This window comes from Streptomyces sp. GbtcB6 (assembly GCF_019091475.1).
GTDB classification, from domain to species: domain Bacteria; phylum Actinomycetota; class Actinomycetes; order Streptomycetales; family Streptomycetaceae; genus Streptomyces; species Streptomyces hyaluromycini.
In genome coordinates, this window is sequence record NZ_JAGXJL010000011.1 from 50,347 (window position 1) to 71,839 (window position 21,493).

The following is a 21,493-nucleotide window of genomic DNA, read 5'->3' on the forward strand; positions in this document are numbered from 1 at the left end:
GCCGACGGCGGCAGTCTGGTCCCGCGGCGATCGCGACGCACCCGGATGCACCCGGATGCAACCGGACGCACACGGACACGCTCGACGAACACGAGCGTGAACGCGTCCCACGCATCTCACGCGTCCCATGCATGAGGTCGCCGCGGTGGACACCGCCGTACGGGACGGACCCGTACGCGGATCCGCCCGGCCGCGGCGGCCGGGCGAGGGAGGGGTTCGTGATGAACGAGACGTTGGTCTGCGCGGTGGGCAACGTGGCGACGCAGCCGGTGTACCGGGAGCTGGCGGCGGGACCGTCGGCGCGGTTCCGGCTGGCGGTGACCTCGCGCTACTGGGACCGCGAGAAGAACGCCTGGACGGACGGCCACACCAACTTCTTCACGGTGTGGGCCAACCGGCAGCTCGCCACCAACGCGGCGACCTCGCTGACGGTCGGTGACCCGGTCGTCGTGCAGGGCAGGCTGAAGGTGCGCACCGAGACCAGGGAGGGCCAGCAGTGGGCCTCCGCCGACATCGACGCGGTGGCGATCGGCCACGACCTCGCCCGCGGTACGGCGGCCTTCCGGCGCACCGGCAAGCCGGACACGGCGACACCGGCACCACCGCGCCCCGAGCCGAACTGGGAGACACCGGCGGAGTCCCCGCCGGACTCCCCGGCCGCCATCGCGGAACCGGTGGCCGTGACGTGACGTGAAGTCGGCCCGCACCGCGGCCTGTTCGCCGTGGACCGCCCGAACCCCGGCCAACTGGCGACCCGCCGACGATCCGTGACGGCTCATCGGCGAATGCGCTCGGTGCGCTCGGTGTGCTCGGTGTGCTCGGAAGTGTCCGCCAGGACGGCCGGGTTGATTTATCGACAAGACCTGCTCGAAGGCGCCCCCGCGATAACGATTACGGATCGGATCGCTCATCCGACCATCTCATCGGGAAAGGCCGGTCCGGCTGATCCATAGGATGCCGGGCGTGGCCCCTGGGGTCGCTGATTCTGCTGGTGGGACCACCCCCCGCGTCCAACGGGTCCTGCTCGAAGGGGAATTCTGTGCTCGCTGCGTTCTCTGGTTCCTCGGCGCCCCGTGCGTCCGCCAGGCACTACGGCCCGGCCGTGGCCGCGAGAGGCATGGCCCGCCTCGCCGCCGCGGCACTGGTGTCCGGGCTGGTGGCCGCCGCCGCGCTGACCGGCGCCGGCCGGGCCGCCGCCGACGACGGGACCGCCGCGAGCCAGAGCGGGGCGACGGCGACCATGAGCGGCCTGAAGACCTACGGCGAGGCCGTGGTCCACGGTGACAGCGGCGACGAGCAGGTGGCCGCGGGCCTGTTCGAGATGTCCGTGGACGGCGGCGGCACCCTCCAGACGTACTGCGTCGACCTCCACAACCCCACGCAGCGGGACGCCAAGTACCACGAGACGGCGTGGAGCGGCACCTCGCTCGGCGCCAACAAGAAGGCCGGCAACATCCGCTGGATCCTGCAGAACTCCTACCCGCAGGTCAACGACCTCGCCGCGCTGGCCCGCGAGGCAGGCGTCGGCAGCCTCAGCGAACAGGACGCGGCGGCCGGCACCCAGGTGGCGATCTGGCGCTACTCGGACGGCGCGGACGTCGACGCCGTCGACCCGCAGGCCGAGAAGCTCGCCGACTACCTGGAGAAGAACGCCCGCGGCCAGAACGAGCCGCAGGCCTCGCTGACCCTCTCGCCGCCGGCCGTCTCCGGCCGCCCGGGCGTCCTGCTCGGCCCGGTGACGGTCCACACCAACGCGCGCACGGTCACCGTGATCCCGCCGTCCGACGCGGCCCTGAGCGGCGTACGGATCACCGACAAGGCAGGCAAGCCGGTCACCACCGCGCAGAACGGCAGCGAGCTGTACTTCAGGGTGCCCGACGACGCGGCCGACGGCTCCGCCGAGTTGGCCGTCCAGGCGTCGACGACGGTCCCCGTCGGCCGGGCCTTCACCTCCGACAGCCGCAGCCAGACGCAGATCCTGGCGGGCTCCAGCGAGTCGACGGTCACCGCGACCGCGAACGCGACCTGGGCGGGCCAGGGCGCGATACCGGCCCTGTCGGCCGAGAAGAACTGCGCCAGCGGCGGCGTGGACATCACCGCGGCCAACACCGGCGACAAGCCGTTCACCTTCGAGCTGGTGAGCACCGAGTACAGCATCCCCGCCCACACCTCCCGGACGGTGACCATCCCGCTCCAGGAGGACCAGCCCTACGACTTCACGATCACCGGCCCGAACGGCCTCGAACGCCGCTTCACCGGTGTCCTCGACTGCAAGACCCAGGGCACCGACGCCGGCCTCACCACCCAGACCCTCAGCGAGCCCAGCCCCGCCTCGGTCGGCGGCACCGCGGCCGACGTCAACCTCGCGGCGACCGGCGGCGACTCCGCGACCGGCGTGATCACGGGCGTGGCCATCGGCCTGGTGGTGATCGGCGGCGCGGTCCTGGTCATCCTGCGCCAGCGGGAGAACCAGCAGACCGACTGAGTCCAGGACGAGCGGCCGGCCCGCCGGGCACTATGAGGTCATGACCAACTCACCCGGCGCGTCGTCGTCCCCGGACTCCGTCCTGTCCCTGTGGTCGAAGGACTCGGTGCTGTCGATCGGCTCGGTGGGCTCCGTGCTCTCCATCGGGTCGGTCGGCTCGGCCCTCTCCGTCGGCTCGATCGGCAGCGCCCTCTCGGTGGGCTCGATCGGCTCGGCGCTGTCCCTCGTCTCGGCCGGTTCCTGGCTGAGCACGGGCTCCGTCCTCTCGGCCAACTCCCGCTGGTCGACTCTCTCCTGGCACTCCGACCGCACCTTCCGCACCGCCGGCACCGTGGCGGCGGTGGCAGCGACCGCCCTCCTTCTCCACCGAGCCCTGCGCTAGACAGACCCCTCTTCGTCCCGGCCACCGTCGAAGACGAAGAGCGGTTTGGCGCCATGAGCGGGTGCCTCGGCGAACGAGACGGCTTCAGCGAAGCGTTCGAGCGGGAACGGCCGGCCCGGGGGGATGCTCAGCACTCCACCGGTGACGAGGGTGCGCACCTCGGACAGCGCGTCCAGCACATCCGCAGGTGAGGCAGCACCGAACCAGCGGTTCAGCCAGAAGCCACGGACCACTTTGGTCTCGTAGATGAGCGAGCGCGCCGACAGCGGGATCGTCAGCGCCGCCGGGTCGGTCTGCCGATGGGTGGAGAGCGCGCCGTAGACCACGGCCTCTCCTCCCGGAGCCAGCGCCTGGGACACCTGGGCACCCAGATGCCCCGCGACACAGTCGACGGCCTTGCGTACGCCGGCCGGTCCCGCGATCTCGGCCACACGCCGCACCAGGTCCTCGTCCTCGGTGCAGATGACCTCGTCGCCGCCAAGCGCCTTGATCTCCGCAACGGCATCGCGCCGCCGCACCACATTGATCGTGCGAATACCCAGATGCCCGGCCAGCTGGATGACGAGCCGGCCGACGGTGGAACCCGCCGCCGTCTGCAACAGCCATTCCCCCGGCTGTACATCGAGTTCGCGGTTCACCAGGAGCAGCGCGGTCAACGGGTTGACGGCGAGTTGACAGGCGCTGGAATCACTCAGACGGCCGGGAACCGGCAGCAGCCTGTGTGTATCGGCAACGAGGTATTCCTGCCAGGTACCGGCCACACGCGGCCCGGGTACGGCCGGGACGGCGGCGACCACCACACGCTCGCCGATCCTCAGTCCTCCCCCGGTATCCGGCCCCAGGGCCTCGATACGACCCACGCATTCCATGTACCCCCCGACAGCGGGAAACCCGGGGGAGAAACCGTAGCGACCACGCACCACGTGCAGATCACTGGCGTGAACCGGAGTCGCCTGCACACGGATCAACGCCTGGCCGGCTCCTGCCGTGGGAACAGGCCGGGACTCCAGCCGCAGCACCTCGTTCGGCTCGCCGGCCTCGACGGCTACGAGTGCGCGCATGGATCGCGGCATGAGTGACCTTCCGTCTCCCGGCACCCGGCGGACTCGGCGGACGTTCTGAGCACTCCTCTCAGCCTGCGCTGCTCCCCGAGTGCTGTCATGTCGAAAGGAGCCGCGCCGCACACCACCCTCCGGCCTCCGGCGGCCCCGTCCTCACATCCCGGCCATGCCGCCACCGGTGAGGCCCGGCGCCAGCGCCGGGACCCAGAAGACGGCGCCGGCCAGGGCGATAGAGGCGATTCCCACGGCGCGGGCCACCAGGCGGCCGGCCGGAGCAAGCTTCTCGGCGGTGATCACGGCGGTCAGGACCACCATGGCCCAGAGGTTCATCACACCGAACGCCGCCAGCAGCACCATCAGCGACCAGCAGCAGCCCAGGCAGAAGGCCCCGTGGTGGGCTCCGGCACGCAGATCGCGCGAGGGCCCCGGGTACGAGGCGTAGCGCAGCATCAGTCCGATCGGTGAGCGGCACCTCGCCAGGCAGCGGTCCTTGAGCGGCGTGAGCTGGTAGACGCCGTTGGCCGCGAACACGGCCGCGGCCACCGCGGTCCCCGCCAGGGCCGGGAGGCTCGCCGCGCGGCCCAGGCCGGCGGCCAGCCCGTACGCGGGCAGCCCGGCCGCGGCCCAGACAAGCAGGTAGGCGACCGTGAAAACGACCATGCGAGGCGCCCGGTGCACGGTGATGGTGCGTGCGTACAGCGCGCCGACGGGCGCCGTGGCGGGCAGCATCATCGCCGCCATCATCAGCGTCCACACGGCCAGGAACGAGGGCAGGCCCAGGCCCATGGTGCCCGGCATCGCCTGCATGCCACCCCAGCGTGTCACCACCCAGACCCAGGCGGCGGCCGCCGCGACCAGCAGCAACCCTGCCGGACCCGCCCCGCGGCGGACGGCGACCGGCCGACCGGTCACGCGGACCACGTGAAGGGCGCCGAGTGTCCGTTGCCGCCGGAGAAGTCCCAGGACCGGCCGTACACGCCGTCGCCCGTCGCCCGGGTGGACCGGGCAATGGTCAGCGTGCTGTTCGCCGGGTGGAAGATGCCGGTCAGGCCCATGACCGGACCGTCCTCACCGAACTGCGGGGCGACCTGGTCCTCGATCTCGATGTCGATGGCGTCGCCCACCCGTGCGGTGTGGCGGCGGCCGTCGTCGCGGTAGTCGATGGGAACGCGCGCCACGCCGAGGACCTCGCCGATGAGCGGAGCGAGCGCCGCCATCGGCCCGCCGGCCTGGCCGGAGAAGACCTTGCCCAGCGCCTCCGCCTGGCCGTCGTCGGCCGCAGCGTCCAGGTACATCGCCACCTGCCAGCCGCCTTCGGCCATCACCCGGGGCGCGTCGATGAAGACGGCGACGCTGCGGTCGGAGACGTCCACGCCGTCCACGTTCCCGCTGTCCACGTGGAACGCGAAGGTCACCTGGCAGCGCTCGTGGTCGGCCGGTGCGGTGAGGCCCGAGGTGGTACAGGGGCACACCACGTCGCAGTTGCAGCTCTCCAGATACGTGCCGTTCAGATTCCAGGGCATGGCTCCCTGCCTCCCTCTTCCACGTCCCCCTCGGTGAAGGGAATGCATCGGGAGGCTCCGTTCCGTCCCGGTGCCACTCCCCTCCAGGCTATTCCCGACGACCCTCGTCGCGCAGATGGGCACGGGGCTGTCCCGTCAGCCCGTGCTCGTCCATGCGTCCGGGCGGGGCACCAGCACCGCGGAGACCACCGTGCGGGACGAGGTCATGACATCGCTGACGAATCGCATGCGCCCGATGCCGAGCCGGCGCAGTGCCGTTCCGTGGTCGGCGGCGACGACGAGAGTGGCCGCGAGCAGAAGAAGCCGCCACAAGGTCATCACCGGGCGGCGCATCGCACGGGGCAGCTCCGCCAGCGAGGCGTGCAGGCGCTCGCAGTGGAACGGGACGTGGCGCTCCTCGTCGGACAGGATGCGTCGTGCCACCTCCGAGGTGAGCGCGTCGTCGGTGCCGTCGCGCAGAGCCCGGTAGTAACGCAGCGCCACGACTTCCGCGATCATCAGCACCAGCAGTTCCATGCGCAGGCCCATGAGACGCCGCAGCCGTACGAAGACCGTGTCGCTCCAGTGCCCGGCCAACGTCGGCATACCTCCCGCGGCCAGCAGCCGGGCCAGCAGACGCGCGTGGTTCTGTTCCTCGGCGACGAAGAGCCGGACCGCCCGACCGTAGTCGGCGTCGCCGGCCTGGTCCGCCTTGCCGACGAGGTTGGCGCCGTCACCGTCCTCGCCGACCTGGAAGCGCTGGATGCCGGCCCATATCGCCGGATGCAGCGCCGCGCCCCGCCCCCAGTCCGGATCCCCCTGGGCACGCCTGCGCTCGCGCTCGTCCTCGAACCGCCTTGTCCACTTGGCGAAGCCGTCCGTGTGCACCCGGTCCCCCCTCTCCGGGACACGGCCGCCGTGCCCCGGAGATGGACGACGCAGACCGGCACCGAAGCGTTCCGCGGACAGACGATTCCCCGGCGCGATGCGTGTGCGGGGGGGGCAAGCCAGGCAGGGACTCCTGCGGTGTCGAGGAGCCGGTGCAGGACATCGACGTCCTCGCGGGCGTCCCTCAACGCCGGACGTCAGGCAAGACGGGGTGTCTCCCGTCGTCGGGGTCGGCGGAACCACTGTTCAGACCTGGACGCGGTCATATGTGCCGTCGTGGAAGTCGAAGGTCTTCACGTCGGTGTCGTACTCGTCGCGTATGTGGCCGCCGTAGCCCTGACGCGCGACGTGGGGAGCGATCAGCGTCAGAAGGGCGTCGAGGTGGAGCGCGACGTCGTCGACCCAGTGGATACGGGCGAACAGCTCCCATTCGTAGCGCTCTCCCGACGCCGTGAGTTCCTGAACGGTGCGGCGAAGAGACACGGTGTCCCCGCCGGGAAGACGGCTGCTGCCCGGGAGGAGCGACGGGTATGGATGATCCGCCGGGTCCAGGCCGTCCGGGCACTCGTCATCCATGCCCATGTGCCAGCGCAGCGCCGCCAGCACGGAGGCCGGGGTGTCGTCGCTCAGGAAGCACGAGAAGACGACTTCGTAGTGATCACTCATGGCGCGCATTGTGTACGGCACCACTGACATCGCCGGTGGACATCCCCGAACGTACGTGCACCTGATCGATCGGCACACTCGTGGCAGACTGCCGTCAGCTGAGGCCCGTGCCACAACCGAGCAGGAAGTCGGACCTTAACCGGTCCCGAAGAGCCAGGTCAGTGGCATGATGAGGTTGTTTCCGTCGGGATCTGTGCCGACGGCCACAGCGAGCAGGACACACAAAGGCGCATACTGACCCATGACAAAGCCTGCGGCACCGAAGCGTCACCTGCCTACCAGCCCCTTCAAGGCCCCGGTCACACGGGCTCCCGAGCACTTCGCCATAGGCGACCAGGTCACACATGACGTGCACGGTCTCGGCCGGGTAGTCGGCATCGAGGACGGAATCGCGGCGCTCGTGGATTTCGGCTCGGCACAAATGCGGATCTTGAGCCCGTACACCAAGATGACCAAGCTGTAGACCCCCTGTGCCCGGTCACGGCACGCCAGGCCCCATCAGGGGCCTGTAACGAAAGGCAGACCTCCCATCGACCCGACGTCGCTGTTCTCCGCCCTGGAAGGGCAACCCCGCAGTTCCACCGCAGTATCGCCGCCTCCGACGACAAAGCCCTTCCAGGCACCGGACTTCGGAGAAGACGAGAGCTCCTGGTCCGAGGATGCACAGGAGCCCGCCTCGGGCACGCGTGCGGCGCGGCCCAAGGCTGCCTAGCGGTGGTTTCGACGGCTGCCCGCGGGCAGCCTGAGGTGCCGCGGTGAGGAGTACGGGCCATCCCGGTTTCCGTCTCCTTCAGCCCCGTCCACCGTCGTTCAGGCGAGCCCCGGAGCCGTCCCCGCCACCACAGTTGGAAAGCGTGCATCTGGCAGCGAGACCGCACACGCCACGTACTACGGCGTCGAGCACGGCTCGCTGTCAGATCTGCGCTGCACGGTCCGGCTCATGGCTGACAGACCGACAACGAGTCGGCGGGGAGGCCCAGCCCAGGACGCCGAGGAGCTGTACGCCTACGTTGACGAATCCCTGACCGGACACAGGGCGGACATCGTGGCACTCACCGCCCGTGCCCGCCGGTCAGCGCGTTACTGATCTCCAGAAGACGGACCTCGGGCAGAGCGAAGGCATTGCCGGGGTTTCGGTACGAGTGCCCACCGTCGTTGATCCAGATGCCGTCTGCCGGACTCCAGTGAGCAGGGGCCCATTGGCCCTGGTTCTCAAGGAGCATGCTCGCCACTTCGGCGGGCTCCTCGATCAAGGTGAGGGCGGCGAGAGCGTCGGTGAGGACGATCGCCGCGTCGTCGGGAAGCTGCGCGTCGCCGAGTGTCGGGAAGAGCAACAAGAGACGGGCGTCGGTGTCGGCAACGCCTTCCGGTGCCGGCTGTCGAGCAGCGGACAGCAGTTCCGGCCAGGCCATGCCGGGGCCCATGAAGTGGCCGTCGTCCACAGCGAGGGTTTCCACCGCCGACCAAGCCGGGTGGTACATCAGGTAGTCCACCCCTCGGTCTCCGTCGAAGTTCCGGTAGACGACGTGGACGGTGTGACCGGAGCACAGGGGCACACTGAACACCGGCCACTCACGCTCGTCGGAGAGGCCTCGATAGAGCTCCATGGCCGCGTCCCAGTCGGCACCGAACGCGGCTCGTTGCGCGTCCTCGCCACGCAGACAGCTGCCAAGGTGCACGGGCCAGAACAACGGATCGTCCAGGTAGGCGCTGCCGTCGACCAGAGGGCCGCCTTCGTATCCGGGGATCTTCAGCACCCGAGGATGATGGCATGAGGGACGGACACCACTCGGGTCGCGAGACTCGGCCCTGCTCCGTTGGAGAGCGCGCACCCAGAAGAGCGCTCCTGACGTACTGACCCGCGTGCGCCTGTATCGCCGACTCGCTGACCGTGCGCCCTGATCTGCGCCGGTCCGGCACCTCTGGGCGGCTGCTTGGGAGGGGGGTGGTGTCGAAGCTTCACGAGCTCCCGGACCGACATGGCTCGGGGATCTCTTCTGAGCCACCCCCCTTGGCCGCGCGCCCTCCGTGCAGAGACAGCAGACCGACCCAACGCTCCGCAGCGTACGGGCCCAACGAGGTTACGGACAAAGGGTTCGACCAGGTCAGCGCACCAACTGCTTCCAAAATGCTTCAGCTTCCCAAGCTCGGACAGTGCTTGGCAGCCTCATCAGCGAAGGCGCACAGATGGCCGATGAACTCTCGGTAGCTGTCGGGCGCATCGCGGTCTTTGCTGGGCGGCCCGTTGATCCACTGCTGCCAGAGCCCGTCCGGGGCAAGAAACGGGGCCGTGTGGTCAGCACCGAGTTTGGCGTCGAGCAACAAGAGCGCGCCGAGGGCGGCTGTCTGGTCGTAGTAGAGGTCAGCGCGAGGCAGGTAGCGGTCGAGATAAGCGACCAAGAGTTCGGCGTCGGCAGAGGTGCCGAAGGCGGCCAGAGCGACACAGTACGCCTGCCCCGAGTAGGGGCCTTCACTGGCGAGCAGGAGTTCGCCGAGACGTTCCCGGAACTCGGATCTGCCGGCAACGGCGATGAGCCAGGCCGCCGTCTTGCGCTCGCGCCACCCTCGGTCGAGCAGCATGCCCAGTTCATGAGGACTGATCTCTCCGGCCGCCTGGCCCAGTTTCCGCAGGAAGTTGGCTCGGTCGCGCCCGCTCATCCCGAGAAGGCTGCCGCCAAGTTCGAGGTACCGCCGATCAGGCGTGACGTAGCGGCGGATCAGCTTGAGCGGCTCGTCCTCTTCGCGGGTGCGGCGCATGGCAGCATCCTCGTACGGACGAAGCTGTCGGGCCGGCGATCTGGCCGGTCGGGTGTATCTGCCCTGCCTGCCCAGCCGTCTCGGTTTCCGTCTCATTGAGTCCCGAGTGAACCCAGGAGAACGCCGCCGAACGACGCCCACCACCCCGCCACCACAGTTGGAAGGCGTGTTGGTTCGACGGTGTCGAGGAGGCAGGACGGTGCTGATGTCAGAGCCCGATGAGAGTGTGTCCGGCATGCAGACACCCATTGCCCCTGACAGCGGGGATGAGGAGCACGCCGTCATCGCGCACTTCCGGCTTGCCGATGACGGCTTCGGTAACGCCGATCAGCGAGTTCTGGTCTACGAAGCAGAGCGATCGACGGCGGCAGCGACAAGGGAAGCCGACGTCGGGGAGGTCGACGGCAACGAGTTCGGAGGAGGCAAAGTCGTGCTGTACGCCTACGGGCCGGATGCTGATGCTCTCTTCAAGGTCATGGAGCCGACCCTGCGCGGTCTGCCGTTCCGGCCGGCGCACGTGGTTCTCAGACGGGGCGACCACGAGTCACGTGTGGACCTGTAAGCCGACGCGTTGCGGTACAGCAGCGAAGTACACCAACCCCAGGAACCGGTAGCGCCCGACACCGGCCGTCATGGGGCTCTCGGCGGCCTGTATGACCTTCAATGACCGATCTCTACAGAGCTACGGATCAGAAGGTCACCGTCACAAGGACATGGCTCAGCTCCCATTCCGGGCCGTTCGGAGGACAAAGAGAGTTTCCATGCTGCGGCATTCAGCGCAGAACCCGCCGCTCGTCCACCCGGCGTGCTGGCTCACCCAGGAACACGTCGGGCACCGCAGAGCCGTAAAGGATGTTGAACGTCTCCAGTCGGTAGGACCAGGCCCCGCTACAACTGCCGACGAATCGGTAGTTGATCTGCCATTGCAGCCATTGTCCGGGAGCCAGGCGAACGGCAGGCGGGCGCCGGTTGCGTCGTGGCATGGCAAACATGCTCACCTCTGGTGGGTCCACGCGCAGGAGCCCATTGACCTCGCGAAGGATCACCCCGGGTGCCGAAAGATCCCGCACTTGCATACGGGGCTCGAACGAATCGGGCTCCTGCATGGCGACCTCGTGAAGGGCAGAACTCAAGCCTGGAGGCAGCGAGAAGGCCGTAGGGGTGGCGTTTCTGCGAGCTGCTTCCGGGCCGCCGCGCGACTTTTTCGTCCACGACGTGCGTACCCGCTGAACGACTGCATCCATGGCACCAATCATCAGACGGGATGCCGCGCTGCGGCCACAGAGTTACGTGCCGTCCAGAACCAACCGTGCCAGATCCTGCGGGGAACCACGGGGAAGACCGGGCAACAACCTCGCCAGCGCCTACTACAGGGCGGGGGATCTGGATCGCGCGATCCCTCTGTTCGAGACCACTCTCCCAGCCCGGCCGTCGCACCAGTCGACTTCGGCGTCCGAAGCGGACCGATGCCAAGGTCCCCGCCCCCGCCGGGATCACCCAGCCATGCCGTGTGTCCCGCGGGCAGCGCGCACGACAACGGCCCCCGACTGTCTTGCCTGGTCAGGGGCGGTAAATGTCACGCGGTGGGGGTGGGATTTGAACCCGCGGTGGCTTGTGGCACGGCGGTTTTCGAGATTGTTCGTGTGGTCGGTCCCCGACTTCCCCGCTTCCACGACACCGTGCCCGATGTCCGCCTCCGCCAGGGAGGCGCCAGCCAGAGGAGCAAGGCATCCTCGCCAGGGACCGCCACGATCCCGACGATACCGAACACGCTCCGTCACCTGGTCCCACGGGTCGGCGGACTCCCGGGCCGTCCCCGAGCCCGAGGCCGCTCGACAGCGACCGGCAGTGACGGACAGGCCACCGCAACCACCAGTGAAACCCCAGGTCACAGCCCCCGGACCAAACGGGTTAACACCCGAGGCTGGACGTCAGGCAAGATGGGGTGTATCTGCCCACTGCCAGATTTCAAGCTGCCGGACGGTTTCTCTTGGCTGAGTACATCTACACCATGCGCAAGACGCGTAAGGCAATCGGCGACAAGGTGATCCTTGACGACGTTTCGCTGAACTTCCTGCCCGGCGCGAAGATCGGTGTGGTCGGCCCGAACGGAGCCGGTAAGTCGACCATTCTGAAGATCATGGCGGGGCTTGACCAGCCGTCCAACGGCGATGCCTTCCTCTCGCCGGGATACACCGTCGGCATCCTGCTCCAGGAGCCGCCGCTCAACGAGGACAAGACCGTCCTGGAGAACGTCCAGGAGGGTGTCGCCGAGGTCAAGGGCAAGCTCGACCGGTTCAACGAGATCGCCGAGCTGATGGCCACGGACTACTCCGACGCCCTGCTCGACGAGATGGGCAAGCTCCAGGAAGAGCTCGACCACGCCAACGCGTGGGACCTCGACGCCCAGCTGGAGCAGGCCATGGACGCCCTCGGGTGCCCGCCCGGCGACTGGTCCGTCACCACTCTCTCCGGTGGTGAGAGGCGCCGGGTCGCGCTGTGCAAGCTGCTGCTCGAAGCCCCCGACCTGCTGCTTCTCGACGAGCCCACCAACCACCTCGACGCCGAGTCGGTGAACTGGCTGGAGCAGCACCTCGCCAAGTACGACGGCACCATCGTCGCCGTCACCCACGACCGGTACTTCCTGGACAACGTGGCCGGCTGGATCTGCGAGGTCGACCGCGGCCGCCTCCACGGCTACGAGGGCAACTACTCCAAGTACCTGGAGACCAAGACGACCCGTCTCAAGGTCGAGGGGCAGAAGGACGCCAAGCGGCAGAAGCGGCTCAAGGAAGAGCTGGAGTGGGTGCGGTCCAACGCCAAGGGGCGTCAGGCCAAGTCCAAGGCGCGTCTCGCCCGCTACGAGGAGATGGCCGCCGAGGCCGACAAGATGCGGAAGCTGGACTTCGAGGAGATCCAGATCCCGCCGGGCCCGCGGCTCGGCAGCATCGTCGTCGAGGTCACCAACCTCACCAAGGGCTTCGGCGACAAGGTCCTCATCGACGATCTGAGCTTCACGCTGCCCCGTAACGGCATCGTCGGCGTCATCGGTCCGAACGGCGCAGGCAAGACCACCCTCTTCAAGATGATCCAGGGCCTCGAGACCCCGGACTCCGGCGACATCAAGGTCGGCGAGACCGTCAAGATCTCGTACGTCGACCAGAGCCGAGCCAACATCGACCCCAAGAAGACTCTGTGGGCGGTCGTCTCCGACGAGCTCGACTACATCAACGTCGGACAGGTCGAGATGCCGTCCCGGGCCTACGTCTCCGCCTTCGGCTTCAAGGGGCCCGACCAGCAGAAGCCCGCCGGCGTCCTCTCCGGCGGTGAGCGCAACCGGCTGAACCTCGCCCTCACCCTCAAGCAGGGCGGCAACCTGCTGCTCCTCGACGAGCCGACCAACGACCTCGACGTCGAGACCCTCAGCAGCCTCGAGAACGCGCTCCTGGAGTTCCCCGGCGCGGCCGTGGTCGTCTCCCACGACCGGTGGTTCCTCGACCGGGTCGCCACCCACATCCTCGCCTACGAGGGCGAGTCCAAGTGGTTCTGGTTCGAGGGCAACTTCGAGTCGTACGAGAAGAACAAGATCGAGCGGCTCGGCGCGGACGCCGCGCGTCCGCACCGTGCCACCTACAAGAAGCTGACCCGGGGCTGATCGATCTTGCGCCATCTCTACCGCTGTCCCCTGCGCTGGTCCGACATGGACGCGTACGGCCATGTCAACAACGCGGTCTTCATCCGCTACCTGGAAGAGGCCCGGATCGACTTCCTGTTCCGCCCGGACAAGGATTTCAAACAGGGGTCCGTGGTGGCGCGCCACGAGATCGACTACAAGCGGCAGCTCGTCCACCGGCACCACCCGGTCGACATCGAGCTGTGGATCACCGAGATCAGGGCCGCGTCCTTCACCATCACCTACGAGGTGAAGGACGACGACCTGGTCTACGTACGGGCCTCGACGGTGGTCGTGCCCTTCGACTTCGAGACGGGCCGGCCGCGCCGGATCACCGCCGAGGAGCGGGACTTCCTCTCGGAGTACCGCGACGACGACAAGGAGGAGGCCGTCGCCGCATGACGGTGCTCCACCTGGCTGACGACGGGGAGGCGGCGGATCTCGCGGCCTTCCTCTCCCGGCTGCTCCGCTACGACCGCTCGGCCGCCGTGCGGTTGCAGGCGGCCGGTACCGCGCTCGCCGTCTTCGGGCGGCCGCCGTCCTTCGAGGTGCTGGCGATCCGCGCGGTGCGGCTCGCCAAGCCGTACGAGGACGGCCTGGACGTCACCCTCGACGTGACCGTGTCGGCGGGGGAGCTGCTGGAGGCGGTCGACGAACAGGCCGCCACGGCCGCCGTGCCGGGGGCGGTGACCGGGCCGCCGTGGGCCGGGGTGCTGCCGCCGCGGGGCGGCTGGCGGGCCGAGCCGGGGCTGCCCGCGCCGCAGGCGCTGCGGGCCACGGTCGCCGCCGCGGTCGGTGAATTCCGGTCCCGTACCGAGGAGCTGGCGCCTGACGCTCGTACCCGGGCCGAACTCGACCGGATCGGGCGGGACATCTGGTCCCGGACGGTCGGCGGCACTCCGCTGCCGGTCCGGGCCGTGCACGCGGCGCAGTCGCTGGGCTTCCTGCGGCCGGACGACGAGGCCGTGCTGCTCTCGGCGGGCGCGTGGCTGCGGCTGCGGACCTCGTTCGGGTCGATCGCCGTACGGCGGGCGGGACTCGGGGCACTGGACGTCAGCGTCCGCTGAGAGCCGCCGGGAGCCTTCGGTGGATCTGTTCCACCAGGGGGATTAATCGGTACATATAACTGGTGCGTCGTGGTGGCGCCGTTACGGAGAGTATCTACCGTGGCGTGTTCCGACCACGAAAGGTGTCAGTGAGAACTCGCTTCGGAGCGAACCGGAGATCGGCGCTCGGCGTCACACTCACGGCGCTGGTCGCGATCGTCGCAGCCTCGGCCGTACCGGGAGCGGCCTCGGCCGTCCCGGACGGCGGCCACGGACGATCGGACCACTGGGGCGTCATCACCCGCAACACGATCGGCTCGCCTGTCGCCGCCCTGCGGAACGGCCCGTTCGGCTCGTTCGGCGTGCAGGACCAGTCGGGCCGGCCGCCCTTCGGCCACGGCAGCCTCGGGATCGAGGTGGCGGACAACTCCACCTCCCTCAGCCCGCCCAGTGAGGCCGTCCACTTCGGCAACGAGGTCGACTTCTACGGCGATCCGGTCCTGAAGCTGCATCAGGTCGGCTTCCACGTCTTCCGGACCGGCGAGAACGTCGGCTACGGCGGCGCCAGCGTGAACATGCCGAACATCAGGTTCGAGATCAATCCGAACCTCAACCCCGCCACCTCCACCGCCACCTACTCCTCGATGGTGTGGAATCCGCCCGCCTCGCCGGTGACGAACCGGTGGAGCGGCTACCTGGACGCCACCACGACCGGCACGTGGTGGCTCACGGGCAGCGCCGGTCCCGCGATCCACTGCGCGCTGGCCGACAACTGCGACTTCCAGACCCTGCTGTCGAGGCTTGACGACGGCGGCGCGGAGCCCGTCATCTACACCGCCGGGGTGAGCAAGGGCCGCGACTTCATGTGGATCGGGGCCGTCGACGGCCTGCGGATCAACCGGGCCGTCTAAGACTTCGAAGCCGGCGGAGTCAGAGCGTTCCGCGCCCCCTGAACAGCCGCCCGCCGAGGTCGGGCGGCGGTCAGTCGGGTGTGTTGACCATCGAGGCGGCCGCGTAGGCGAGGTAGTTCCAGAGCTGTTCGCGGTGCTCCTCGGAGAGGCCGAGCTCGTCCACGGCCACCCGCATGTGCTGCAGCCAGGCGTCGTGCGCCGCCCGGTCCACGGTGAACGGCGCGTGCCGCATCCGCAGCCGCGGCCGGCCGCGGTTGTCGCTGTACGTCGTGGGTCCGCCCCAGTACTGCATGAGGAACAGGACGAGCCGCTCCTCGGCCGGTCCCAGGTCCTCCTCCGGGTACATCGGCCGCAGGACCGGGTCCCCGGCGACGCCCTCGTAGAAACGGTGGACCAGCCGGCGGAAGGTCTCCTCCCCGCCGACCTGCTCGTAGAAGGTCTTCTCCTGAAGCGTGCCGCGCCGAATCTCTCTCACCCGTACATGGTCTCAGACAGGGTGACCCAGGACTCAAGGCTTAGGACCCGGTACGGGCCCACGCGCCTAGGGTGGAGACATGGCCGCCTACGACAGCGGGACCGAGGGGCTCGCCGCCGCGGCCCGGGCCGCGCTGGTGCGGGAGATCGACGCCGAGGGGGTCTGGGCGGCGGAGCCGGTGTGGCGGGAGGCGTTCGCGGAGGTGCCCCGGCATCTGTTCGTGCCCTACTACTACGTCGCCGGGGCGCGCGGCTATGAGCGCCGGTGGGGCGAGAGCCCGGATCCGGCGGCCCGGGAACGGTGGGTGCGCGGCGCCTACGAGGACGTACCGCTGGCCACCCGGCTGCGCGACGGCGTGCTGCTCTCCTCCAGCAGCCAGCCCTCGCTGATGGCGCGGATGCTGGTCGCCCTGCGGGTGGCCGACGGTGACCGGGTGCTGGAGATCGGCGCCGGCACCGGGTACAACGCGGCACTGCTGGCGCATCGGCTGGGCGACGACGACCTGGTCACCACCGTCGACGTGGAGCCGGAGATCAGCGAGTCCGCGCGGCGGCACCTGGCCGCGGCGGGGTACCGGCCGGCCGTGGTCACGGGGGACGGGGCGCGGGGGGTGCCGGAACGGGCGCCGTACGACCGGATCATCGCGACCTGTGCGCTGCCGAGCGTGCCGCGGGCGTGGGTCGCCCAGTGCGGGGAGGGGGCGCGGATTCTCACGCCGGTGGCCACGGGGTTGCTGGCGCTGACCGTACGGGGTGGGTGTGCCGAGGGGAGGTTTCTGCCGTCGGGGGCGTACTTCGTGCCGTTGCGGGGGGTGGCGAGGGCGAGGGCGGGCGATATGGGTGAGGTGCCGCCACGGGCTCGGGAGGACGAGCTGTTCCAGTTCCTGGTGGAGCTGACCCAGGGGGTGCTCAGTCCGCGGGAGGCCTACGAGGTGTGGATGCGGGAGGGGATGCCCGGGCGGGAGCGGTTCGGGGTGAGCGTCGGGAAAGACGGGGAGTGGGTGTGGCTCGACGACCGGGAGGGGCCGTTTGTCTGGCCGCTCCCGGTCTGAGCACGGTTCTTCGGCTGCGGCCCGGTGGGGGCTGGTCGCGCCCACGTGGCGGAGCCGCAAATCAATACAGCCCCGCGCCCCTGAGGGGCGCGCTGCAGCTCAGCCCCGCCTGACAGTGATCGTCGTCCAGGCGCCCACGTGAACCCGGTCCCCGTCCTGCAGCGGCACCGGGACGAACGGCTGGATGGGCTCCTCGCCGCCGTTGACCGTGGTCCCGTTCGTCGAGTTCTGGTCGACGACCGCCCAGCTGCCGTCGGGCTGCTGGACCAGGACCGCGTGCTGGTGCGAGACGCCCGGGTCCTCCGGCGGCACCGCCAGGTCGATGTCGGGGGTGTCGCCGGTGGAGTGCCGGCGGCGGCCGATGGTGACCTGGTTGCCGGTGAGCGTGCGCTGCTGCTCCGGGGAGTACGCGGGCAGGTTGAGGCCGGCCGCCTCGGGGCCCGAGCGCTGCATCATCGCCATGAAGTACTCGCGGTCCGGGCCGATCGTCGCGATCCAGGTCGCCGGGCCCTGCGGAGCCTGCGGGAAGGCGGGGCCGGGCGGGGCCTGGGTGGCGCCGGGCTGCGGGTAGCCGTAGCCGCCCGGACGGGCGGGCGCGCCGGGGCCCGCGGCCGGTCCCGGCGGGGAGATCACCCAGTCGTCGTCACCGCCGCCGAAGGACGGGCCGCCGGCCGGCGGCCTGGTCTCCTGCGGGAAGCCGGGCGGCGCGGGCGGGGCCGACTGCTGGAACGCTCCGGGAGCGCCACCGGGGCCGCCGGGCGGCGGCGGAACCGGCGGCCGGGACGGGTCCGCGCCACCGAAGGGCCCGGCACCGGGGCCGCCGGAGGGATCGCGGGTGTAGGGGCCGGAGGCCTGGCCGGGACCGGGAGGGGCACCGAACGCCGACGGACCGCCGGCGTTCTGGCCCGGGGCGCCGCCGTACGGCGGGGGCGGCGCTCCAGGACCGCGCTCGCCGCCGAAGGGCGGGGGAGAGGGCTGGCCGCGGTCGCCGCCGAACGCCGGGGGACCGGACTGGCCGCGGTCACCGCCGCCGAAGGCGGGCGGACCCGACTGGCCGCGGTCGCCACCGAATGCCGGGGGACCGGACTGGCCGCGGTCGCCGCCGCCGAACGCCGGAGGGCCGGGCTGGCCGCGGTCGCCGCCGAACCCCGGCTGACCGGGCGGGCCAGGCGGCTGGCCGCGGTCGCCGCCGAACGCCGACGGGCCGCCGCCGCGCTCGCCCGCGAACGGCGTCGGGCCCGAGGGCTCGCTGCCGAAGGACGGGATCGGCTCGGCCGGACGGTTCACCTGCGAGGGGCGCGAGCCCTGGTACTCGTACGAGTCGCCGCCGCCGAACGACGGCGGGGCCGGCGGCCGGAAGGTGGGCGCGGCCGGACCGCCCGCCGGCGGGCGCGGGGCAGCCGGGGTGTACGAGGTGGCCGTGTTGGTCAGGAAGTTCCAGCGGCACTCCTCGCAGAACGGCGCACCGCCCTCGCGGGGCGTACGGCACTGCGGGCACAGCTCCGGCTCGTGCGCGTTCGGCACCGCGGACAGATGGCGGCCACCGCCCATCGGGCCACCGGCCGGGGCGCCGGGCGCGGGCGGCGGGAAGCCGTAGCCGCCGGCGGTCGGCGGGGGCGGCGGCGGAGGTACGGCACCGGCCATGCGGTGACCGCACACCTCGCACCAGTCGTCGGAACCCGACTGGTGTCCGTTCGGGCAGGTCGGCATGGCGGGCTTCCCTCTCTGTCAGGTTCGTCCTGAGCCTGTCTGGATGGTCCTGCGTGTGGACTGTCAGGTCACTTCTTTACACGAACAGTCTTTGTGGACCTTGTCTCGAGAGTCATCTCGTCGGCCTCCTCGACCTTCGCCTTCAGTCGCACAGTACCTGTCGTGGCGTCGACCACGTCCACCACCTTCGCAAGCAGTTTCGCAGTATCCGCGTTCCCGGAAGCGCTTGCCAACTGAACGGCCCGACCCAGTTTGGCCGTTGCCCCGTCCATATCGCCCGCTTTGCGGAGATCCAGCCCTTGCTGGATGGCTTGTGCCAGTTCGGCCTGGCCGGTGTAGTGGGCGACTTGGGGGTTGATGGAGGTCGAGGCGACCATGTCGTCCGTCCACACCGCCCTGATCAGGCCCTGCGCGCCCAGGTTCTGGACGCTTCCGTCGGGCTGCGGGACGACCAACGACACGCGTGCGGCGAGCATTTCCCGGCCGAGGCCGGCCGTGGGGACCTCCACACAGACGTGGTAGTCACGGGACTCGTCGCCCCAGGAGCCGGTCGGGTAGTCCCCGGCACGCGGCCCCGCCTCGGTACGCCGGTCGGTCAACGCCTCGACCGTGGGCGCCACTTGCTTGACGAACTTGATGGTCGTGCCGACCGGGGTCCACAGCCGCAGCGCGACGTCCGCGACCTCCTTGCCCATCGCCGTCTCCATCATCTGCGTGAAGTCGGCGGCCAGGCCCGTGGGGTCGGCGACTATGTCGGCGGTGCCGAGAAGCGCGGAGGCGATGCCTGTGACTTCTTTCACTTCCCAGTCGGTGCCGACACCGCGCGCGTCACAGGTGAACCGTCCGGCGCAGGAGTCCAGGGCGGCCCTGAGGTCCTCCGGCGACTCGTGCTCGTTGCGGCCGTCGGTGAGCAGGATGCCGTGCCGGATGGTGATGTCCGCGGAGGAGAGGAGACGGTCGGCGAGCCGGAGCCAGGTGCCGATCGCCGTACCGCCGCCCGCGCTGAGCCTGCGCAGCGCCTGCTTGGCCTGCTCGCGCGAGGTGCGGTCGGCCACCGCGAGCCGGCCGCCGCCCGGGTAGACCTCCTTGGCGACGTGCGTGCCGCCGATCACCGCGAAGTGGGTGCCGTCGCGCAGGGTGTCGATCGCGGCAGCGGTGGCGTCCCGGGCGTTGCGCATCTTGGTGGGCGGGTAGTCCATCGAACCCGAGCAGTCGACCATGATCGCCACCCCGGCGGAGGGCCCCTGCCCGGGTGTGTACGAGGCCCCGACCGCGGTCCCGACGGTGCCGCCGCCGGTCGCCGTCACCGTGACGATCGCGTTGACCTCGCGGCCGCCCTCCGGCAGGTACTCGTTCTGGTACACGTCCACCGAGAACTGCGGCACGTTCGACTTCGAGAAATTGGCCATGACTGCTCTGGTCCCCCTCCACCCCACGCGTGGTGGGTGCTGCTGACAGTGTGCGGACCGGTCCCCTCCGGTCCGCCGGTGCTTCCCTGTACGTCGCTTCCCCGTTTGCGGCCGTTTTGCGGTGGCCTCAGGCGGATCCTGCCCCCTGCGGAGGTTCCGGGAACGGCAGCAGTGCCACTGTTACGTTGTCGTGGCCCCCGCCGTCCAGGGCGTGGCCGACCAGTACCCGGGCCGCGTGCAGCGGTCGTACGGCCGCGTCCGCGGGGACGATCTCGGACATCTCCTCGGCCGTCTCCGCGTAGTTCCACAGGCCGTCGGTGCACACCACCACCACACCGGGCCGGTCCGGCTTGAAGGAAGCGGTGTGCGGCTCCACCTCGTAGGCGTCCGCGCCGAGCCAGCCGGTGATCGCGTGGGCGCGCTCGTCGGCGTACGCCTCCGCCTCGCTCATCAGGCCCGCGGCGACCATCTGCGCCGCCCAGGAGTCGTCCTCGGTGAGCCGGGCCGCCGGTGCGCCCCGGTCCACCGGCACCCAGTAGACGCGGCTGTCGCCCACCCAGCCGACCACCAGGAGGCCCGAGGCCACGATCGAGGCGACGATCGTGCACGCCGGGGCGTTCTGGTGCGGGGTGTGCTCACGCGCCGACGGGGGCTCCTCCGCGAGGGCGTTGACGGCCTGGGAGGCGGTGACGATCGCGTCGTGCAGCGCCTGCTGCGGATGGGTGCCCTGCTCCAGCGCGGCCAGCAGCGCCTCGATCGCGGCCCGGGAGGCGGCCATGGAGGCCTCGTCGGGACGGGTCGCCGAGGAGACGCCGTCGCAGACGACCGCCAGCGAGACCGGGGTGCCGTCGGGCAGCGCGGTGTGGCCGACGGCGAACGCGTCCTCGTTGCGGTGGTGGCGCAGCCCGCGGTCGCTGACGGCGGCCACCGGGCCCGCCTCCTGCTCCATGTGGTCGCGCTCGCGGGGCTGGGCGTGCCCGCAGTTCTCGCAGTAGCCGTCGTCGTCGACCCGGCCCGCACGGCAGGCCACGCAGACCTTCGGCAGCTCGGTGGTCTCGGCGGCGGAGGCGGCCACCCGCGGATCCGGCGCCTGCAGCGGGTACTCGTCGGGCTCCGGCGGCCGGTCGAACCGCACCCCGGAGGCCGGCGACACCGGCGAACCGTGCGGGGGCGGCGACGCCGGTGAACCGTGCGGCGCCGCCGGCAGCGGCTTGCCGCCCGAGTCGGTGCCGGGCAGGTCGGTCGGCAGATGCGGTGCCGCGGGCGTTCCGGAGCTCTCCGGCTCGGGCGGGGGCCAGTCCACGCCCGAGGATCCCACACCGGCGGCGCCCATGGTGAGGGTCGGGTGGTCCGGCGGCGCGGCGGGCACGGCCGACAGGTCGTACCCGCACGCACCGCAGAACAGGTCACCCGATTCGAGCGGCTCCGCGCAGCTCGGGCACTTCGCCGGTGCGGCCTGCTGGGGCATCTGCGACAT

22 protein-coding genes are annotated in these 21,493 nt (G+C 70.4%); 10 read left to right on the plus strand and 12 right to left on the minus strand.

The annotated features are described in order from the left end of the window. The first annotated feature begins 221 nt into the window (after positions 1–221). The 3 genes from KVT45_RS20035 (at position 222) to KVT45_RS20045 (ending at position 2,867) form a co-directional block, all read left to right on the plus strand. Positions 222–689: a single-stranded DNA-binding protein gene (locus KVT45_RS20035; protein ID WP_217549330.1), complete on the plus strand. Its 468-nt coding sequence runs from the start codon at positions 222–224 to the stop codon at positions 687–689. 428 nt (positions 690–1,117) lie between these two features. Next, positions 1,118–2,485, plus strand: a complete 1,368-nt coding sequence (locus KVT45_RS20040; protein WP_217549669.1) for a Cys-Gln thioester bond-forming surface protein — start codon at positions 1,118–1,120, stop codon at positions 2,483–2,485. Positions 2,486–2,525: 40 nt separating this feature from the next. After that, positions 2,526–2,867: a hypothetical protein gene (locus KVT45_RS20045; RefSeq protein ID WP_217549332.1), complete on the plus strand. Its 342-nt coding sequence runs from the start codon at positions 2,526–2,528 to the stop codon at positions 2,865–2,867. Here the strand turns inward: KVT45_RS20045 and KVT45_RS20050 are convergent. From KVT45_RS20050 to KVT45_RS20070, 5 genes are all read right to left on the minus strand, one after another. After that, positions 2,864–3,928 (minus strand): zinc-dependent alcohol dehydrogenase family protein, encoded by a 1,065-nt coding sequence (locus tag KVT45_RS20050; RefSeq protein WP_217549334.1) that lies wholly within the window; start codon positions 3,926–3,928, stop codon positions 2,864–2,866. The two genes, KVT45_RS20045 and KVT45_RS20050, sit on opposite strands and share 4 nt — an antisense overlap. Before the next feature lie 153 nt (positions 3,929–4,081). After that, positions 4,082–4,840 (minus strand): DUF2182 domain-containing protein, encoded by a 759-nt coding sequence (locus KVT45_RS20055; RefSeq protein ID WP_217549336.1) that lies wholly within the window; start codon positions 4,838–4,840, stop codon positions 4,082–4,084. Next, positions 4,837–5,451 carry a DUF1326 domain-containing protein gene (locus KVT45_RS20060; protein WP_217549338.1) on the minus strand — a complete coding sequence of 205 codons (615 nt, stop codon included), beginning with the start codon at positions 5,449–5,451 and terminating at the stop codon, positions 4,837–4,839. The genes KVT45_RS20055 and KVT45_RS20060 overlap by 4 nt, the downstream gene beginning before the upstream one ends. 135 nt (positions 5,452–5,586) lie before the next feature. Continuing rightward, the gene (locus KVT45_RS20065) at positions 5,587–6,318 is read right to left on the minus strand and encodes a ferritin-like domain-containing protein (RefSeq protein WP_217549340.1); all 732 of its coding nucleotides are present in this window, start codon (positions 6,316–6,318) and stop codon (positions 5,587–5,589) included. Positions 6,319–6,564: 246 nt separating this feature from the next. Next, positions 6,565–6,984 (minus strand): hypothetical protein, encoded by a 420-nt coding sequence (locus KVT45_RS20070; protein WP_217549342.1) that lies wholly within the window; start codon positions 6,982–6,984, stop codon positions 6,565–6,567. 241 nt (positions 6,985–7,225) lie between these two features. Between KVT45_RS20070 and KVT45_RS20075 the strand changes: the two genes are divergently transcribed. After that, on the plus strand, positions 7,226–7,447 hold the full coding sequence (locus KVT45_RS20075) for a CarD family transcriptional regulator (RefSeq protein ID WP_217549343.1): 222 nt from the start codon (positions 7,226–7,228) through the stop codon (positions 7,445–7,447). Between the two features lie 589 nt (positions 7,448–8,036). On the opposite strand, the gene KVT45_RS20080 is transcribed toward KVT45_RS20075, so the two are convergent. After that, a complete protein-coding gene (locus tag KVT45_RS20080; protein WP_217549344.1) occupies positions 8,037–8,741 on the minus strand; it encodes a hypothetical protein in 705 nt (234 codons plus the stop codon). 376 nt (positions 8,742–9,117) lie between these two features. Then, a complete protein-coding gene (locus tag KVT45_RS20085) occupies positions 9,118–9,741 on the minus strand; it encodes a DUF6000 family protein (protein WP_217549345.1) in 624 nt (207 codons plus the stop codon). A gap of 205 nt (positions 9,742–9,946) precedes the next feature. On the opposite strand from KVT45_RS20085, the gene KVT45_RS20090 reads away from it, so the two are divergent. After that, positions 9,947–10,303 carry a hypothetical protein gene (locus KVT45_RS20090; protein WP_217549670.1) on the plus strand — a complete coding sequence of 119 codons (357 nt, stop codon included), beginning with the start codon at positions 9,947–9,949 and terminating at the stop codon, positions 10,301–10,303. 211 nt (positions 10,304–10,514) lie between these two features. Here KVT45_RS20090 and KVT45_RS20095 read toward each other — a convergent pair whose 3' ends face one another. Then, positions 10,515–10,985: a hypothetical protein gene (locus tag KVT45_RS20095; protein ID WP_217549346.1), complete on the minus strand. Its 471-nt coding sequence runs from the start codon at positions 10,983–10,985 to the stop codon at positions 10,515–10,517. 746 nt (positions 10,986–11,731) lie between these two features. Between KVT45_RS20095 and ettA the strand changes: the two genes are divergently transcribed. The 4 genes from ettA (at position 11,732) to KVT45_RS20115 (ending at position 15,371) form a co-directional block, all read left to right on the plus strand. After that, positions 11,732–13,396 (plus strand): energy-dependent translational throttle protein EttA, encoded by a 1,665-nt coding sequence (gene ettA / locus KVT45_RS20100; protein ID WP_217549347.1) that lies wholly within the window; start codon positions 11,732–11,734, stop codon positions 13,394–13,396. Positions 13,397–13,402: 6 nt separating this feature from the next. Continuing rightward, a complete protein-coding gene (locus KVT45_RS20105; protein ID WP_217549349.1) occupies positions 13,403–13,816 on the plus strand; it encodes a thioesterase family protein in 414 nt (137 codons plus the stop codon). Further along, positions 13,813–14,481: a hypothetical protein gene (locus tag KVT45_RS20110; protein WP_217549351.1), complete on the plus strand. Its 669-nt coding sequence runs from the start codon at positions 13,813–13,815 to the stop codon at positions 14,479–14,481. The genes KVT45_RS20105 and KVT45_RS20110 overlap by 4 nt, the downstream gene beginning before the upstream one ends. Positions 14,482–14,609: 128 nt before the next feature. Beyond that, a complete protein-coding gene (locus KVT45_RS20115) occupies positions 14,610–15,371 on the plus strand; it encodes a hypothetical protein (protein WP_217549353.1) in 762 nt (253 codons plus the stop codon). A gap of 70 nt (positions 15,372–15,441) precedes the next feature. On the opposite strand, the gene KVT45_RS20120 is transcribed toward KVT45_RS20115, so the two are convergent. Further along, entirely contained in the window at positions 15,442–15,846 is a 405-nt protein-coding gene (locus tag KVT45_RS20120; protein WP_217549355.1) for a globin, read from the minus strand. Between the two features lie 79 nt (positions 15,847–15,925). Between KVT45_RS20120 and KVT45_RS20125 the strand changes: the two genes are divergently transcribed. Beyond that, the gene (locus tag KVT45_RS20125) at positions 15,926–16,897 is read left to right on the plus strand and encodes a methyltransferase domain-containing protein (RefSeq protein ID WP_217549357.1); all 972 of its coding nucleotides are present in this window, start codon (positions 15,926–15,928) and stop codon (positions 16,895–16,897) included. A 99-nt stretch (positions 16,898–16,996) separates the two neighbouring features. Here KVT45_RS20125 and KVT45_RS20130 read toward each other — a convergent pair whose 3' ends face one another. From KVT45_RS20130 to KVT45_RS20140, 3 genes are all read right to left on the minus strand, one after another. Continuing rightward, entirely contained in the window at positions 16,997–18,607 is a 1,611-nt protein-coding gene (locus KVT45_RS20130) for an FHA domain-containing protein (protein WP_217549358.1), read from the minus strand. A 68-nt stretch (positions 18,608–18,675) separates the two neighbouring features. After that, positions 18,676–20,016 carry a VWA domain-containing protein gene (locus tag KVT45_RS20135; protein ID WP_217549360.1) on the minus strand — a complete coding sequence of 447 codons (1,341 nt, stop codon included), beginning with the start codon at positions 20,014–20,016 and terminating at the stop codon, positions 18,676–18,678. Between the two features lie 127 nt (positions 20,017–20,143). After that, the gene (locus KVT45_RS20140; RefSeq protein WP_217549362.1) at positions 20,144–21,493 is read right to left on the minus strand and encodes a PP2C family serine/threonine-protein phosphatase; all 1,350 of its coding nucleotides are present in this window, start codon (positions 21,491–21,493) and stop codon (positions 20,144–20,146) included.

What these genes read in the sequence shown, in the direction of transcription:
- KVT45_RS20035 (WP_217549330.1), top strand. Translation starts at nt 222, where the DNA reads ATGAACGAGACGTTGGTCTGCGCGGTGGGCAACGTGGCGACGCAGCCG.
- KVT45_RS20040 (WP_217549669.1), top strand. Translation starts at nt 1,118, where the DNA reads ATGGCCCGCCTCGCCGCCGCGGCACTGGTGTCCGGGCTGGTGGCCGCC.
- KVT45_RS20045 (WP_217549332.1), top strand. Translation starts at nt 2,526, where the DNA reads ATGACCAACTCACCCGGCGCGTCGTCGTCCCCGGACTCCGTCCTGTCC.
- KVT45_RS20050 (WP_217549334.1), bottom strand. Translation starts at nt 3,928, where the DNA reads ATGCGCGCACTCGTAGCCGTCGAGGCCGGCGAGCCGAACGAGGTGCTG.
- KVT45_RS20060 (WP_217549338.1), bottom strand. Translation starts at nt 5,451, where the DNA reads ATGCCCTGGAATCTGAACGGCACGTATCTGGAGAGCTGCAACTGCGAC.
- KVT45_RS20070 (WP_217549342.1), bottom strand. Translation starts at nt 6,984, where the DNA reads ATGAGTGATCACTACGAAGTCGTCTTCTCGTGCTTCCTGAGCGACGAC.
- KVT45_RS20075 (WP_217549343.1), top strand. Translation starts at nt 7,226, where the DNA reads ATGACAAAGCCTGCGGCACCGAAGCGTCACCTGCCTACCAGCCCCTTC.
- KVT45_RS20085 (WP_217549345.1), bottom strand. Translation starts at nt 9,741, where the DNA reads ATGCGCCGCACCCGCGAAGAGGACGAGCCGCTCAAGCTGATCCGCCGC.
- KVT45_RS20090 (WP_217549670.1), top strand. Translation starts at nt 9,947, where the DNA reads ATGTCAGAGCCCGATGAGAGTGTGTCCGGCATGCAGACACCCATTGCC.
- KVT45_RS20095 (WP_217549346.1), bottom strand. Translation starts at nt 10,985, where the DNA reads ATGGATGCAGTCGTTCAGCGGGTACGCACGTCGTGGACGAAAAAGTCG.
- KVT45_RS20110 (WP_217549351.1), top strand. Translation starts at nt 13,813, where the DNA reads ATGACGGTGCTCCACCTGGCTGACGACGGGGAGGCGGCGGATCTCGCG.
- KVT45_RS20125 (WP_217549357.1), top strand. Translation starts at nt 15,926, where the DNA reads ATGGCCGCCTACGACAGCGGGACCGAGGGGCTCGCCGCCGCGGCCCGG.
- KVT45_RS20130 (WP_217549358.1), bottom strand. Translation starts at nt 18,607, where the DNA reads ATGCCGACCTGCCCGAACGGACACCAGTCGGGTTCCGACGACTGGTGC.
- KVT45_RS20135 (WP_217549360.1), bottom strand. Translation starts at nt 20,016, where the DNA reads ATGGCCAATTTCTCGAAGTCGAACGTGCCGCAGTTCTCGGTGGACGTG.
- KVT45_RS20140 (WP_217549362.1), bottom strand. Translation starts at nt 21,493, where the DNA reads ATGTCGCAGATGCCCCAGCAGGCCGCACCGGCGAAGTGCCCGAGCTGC.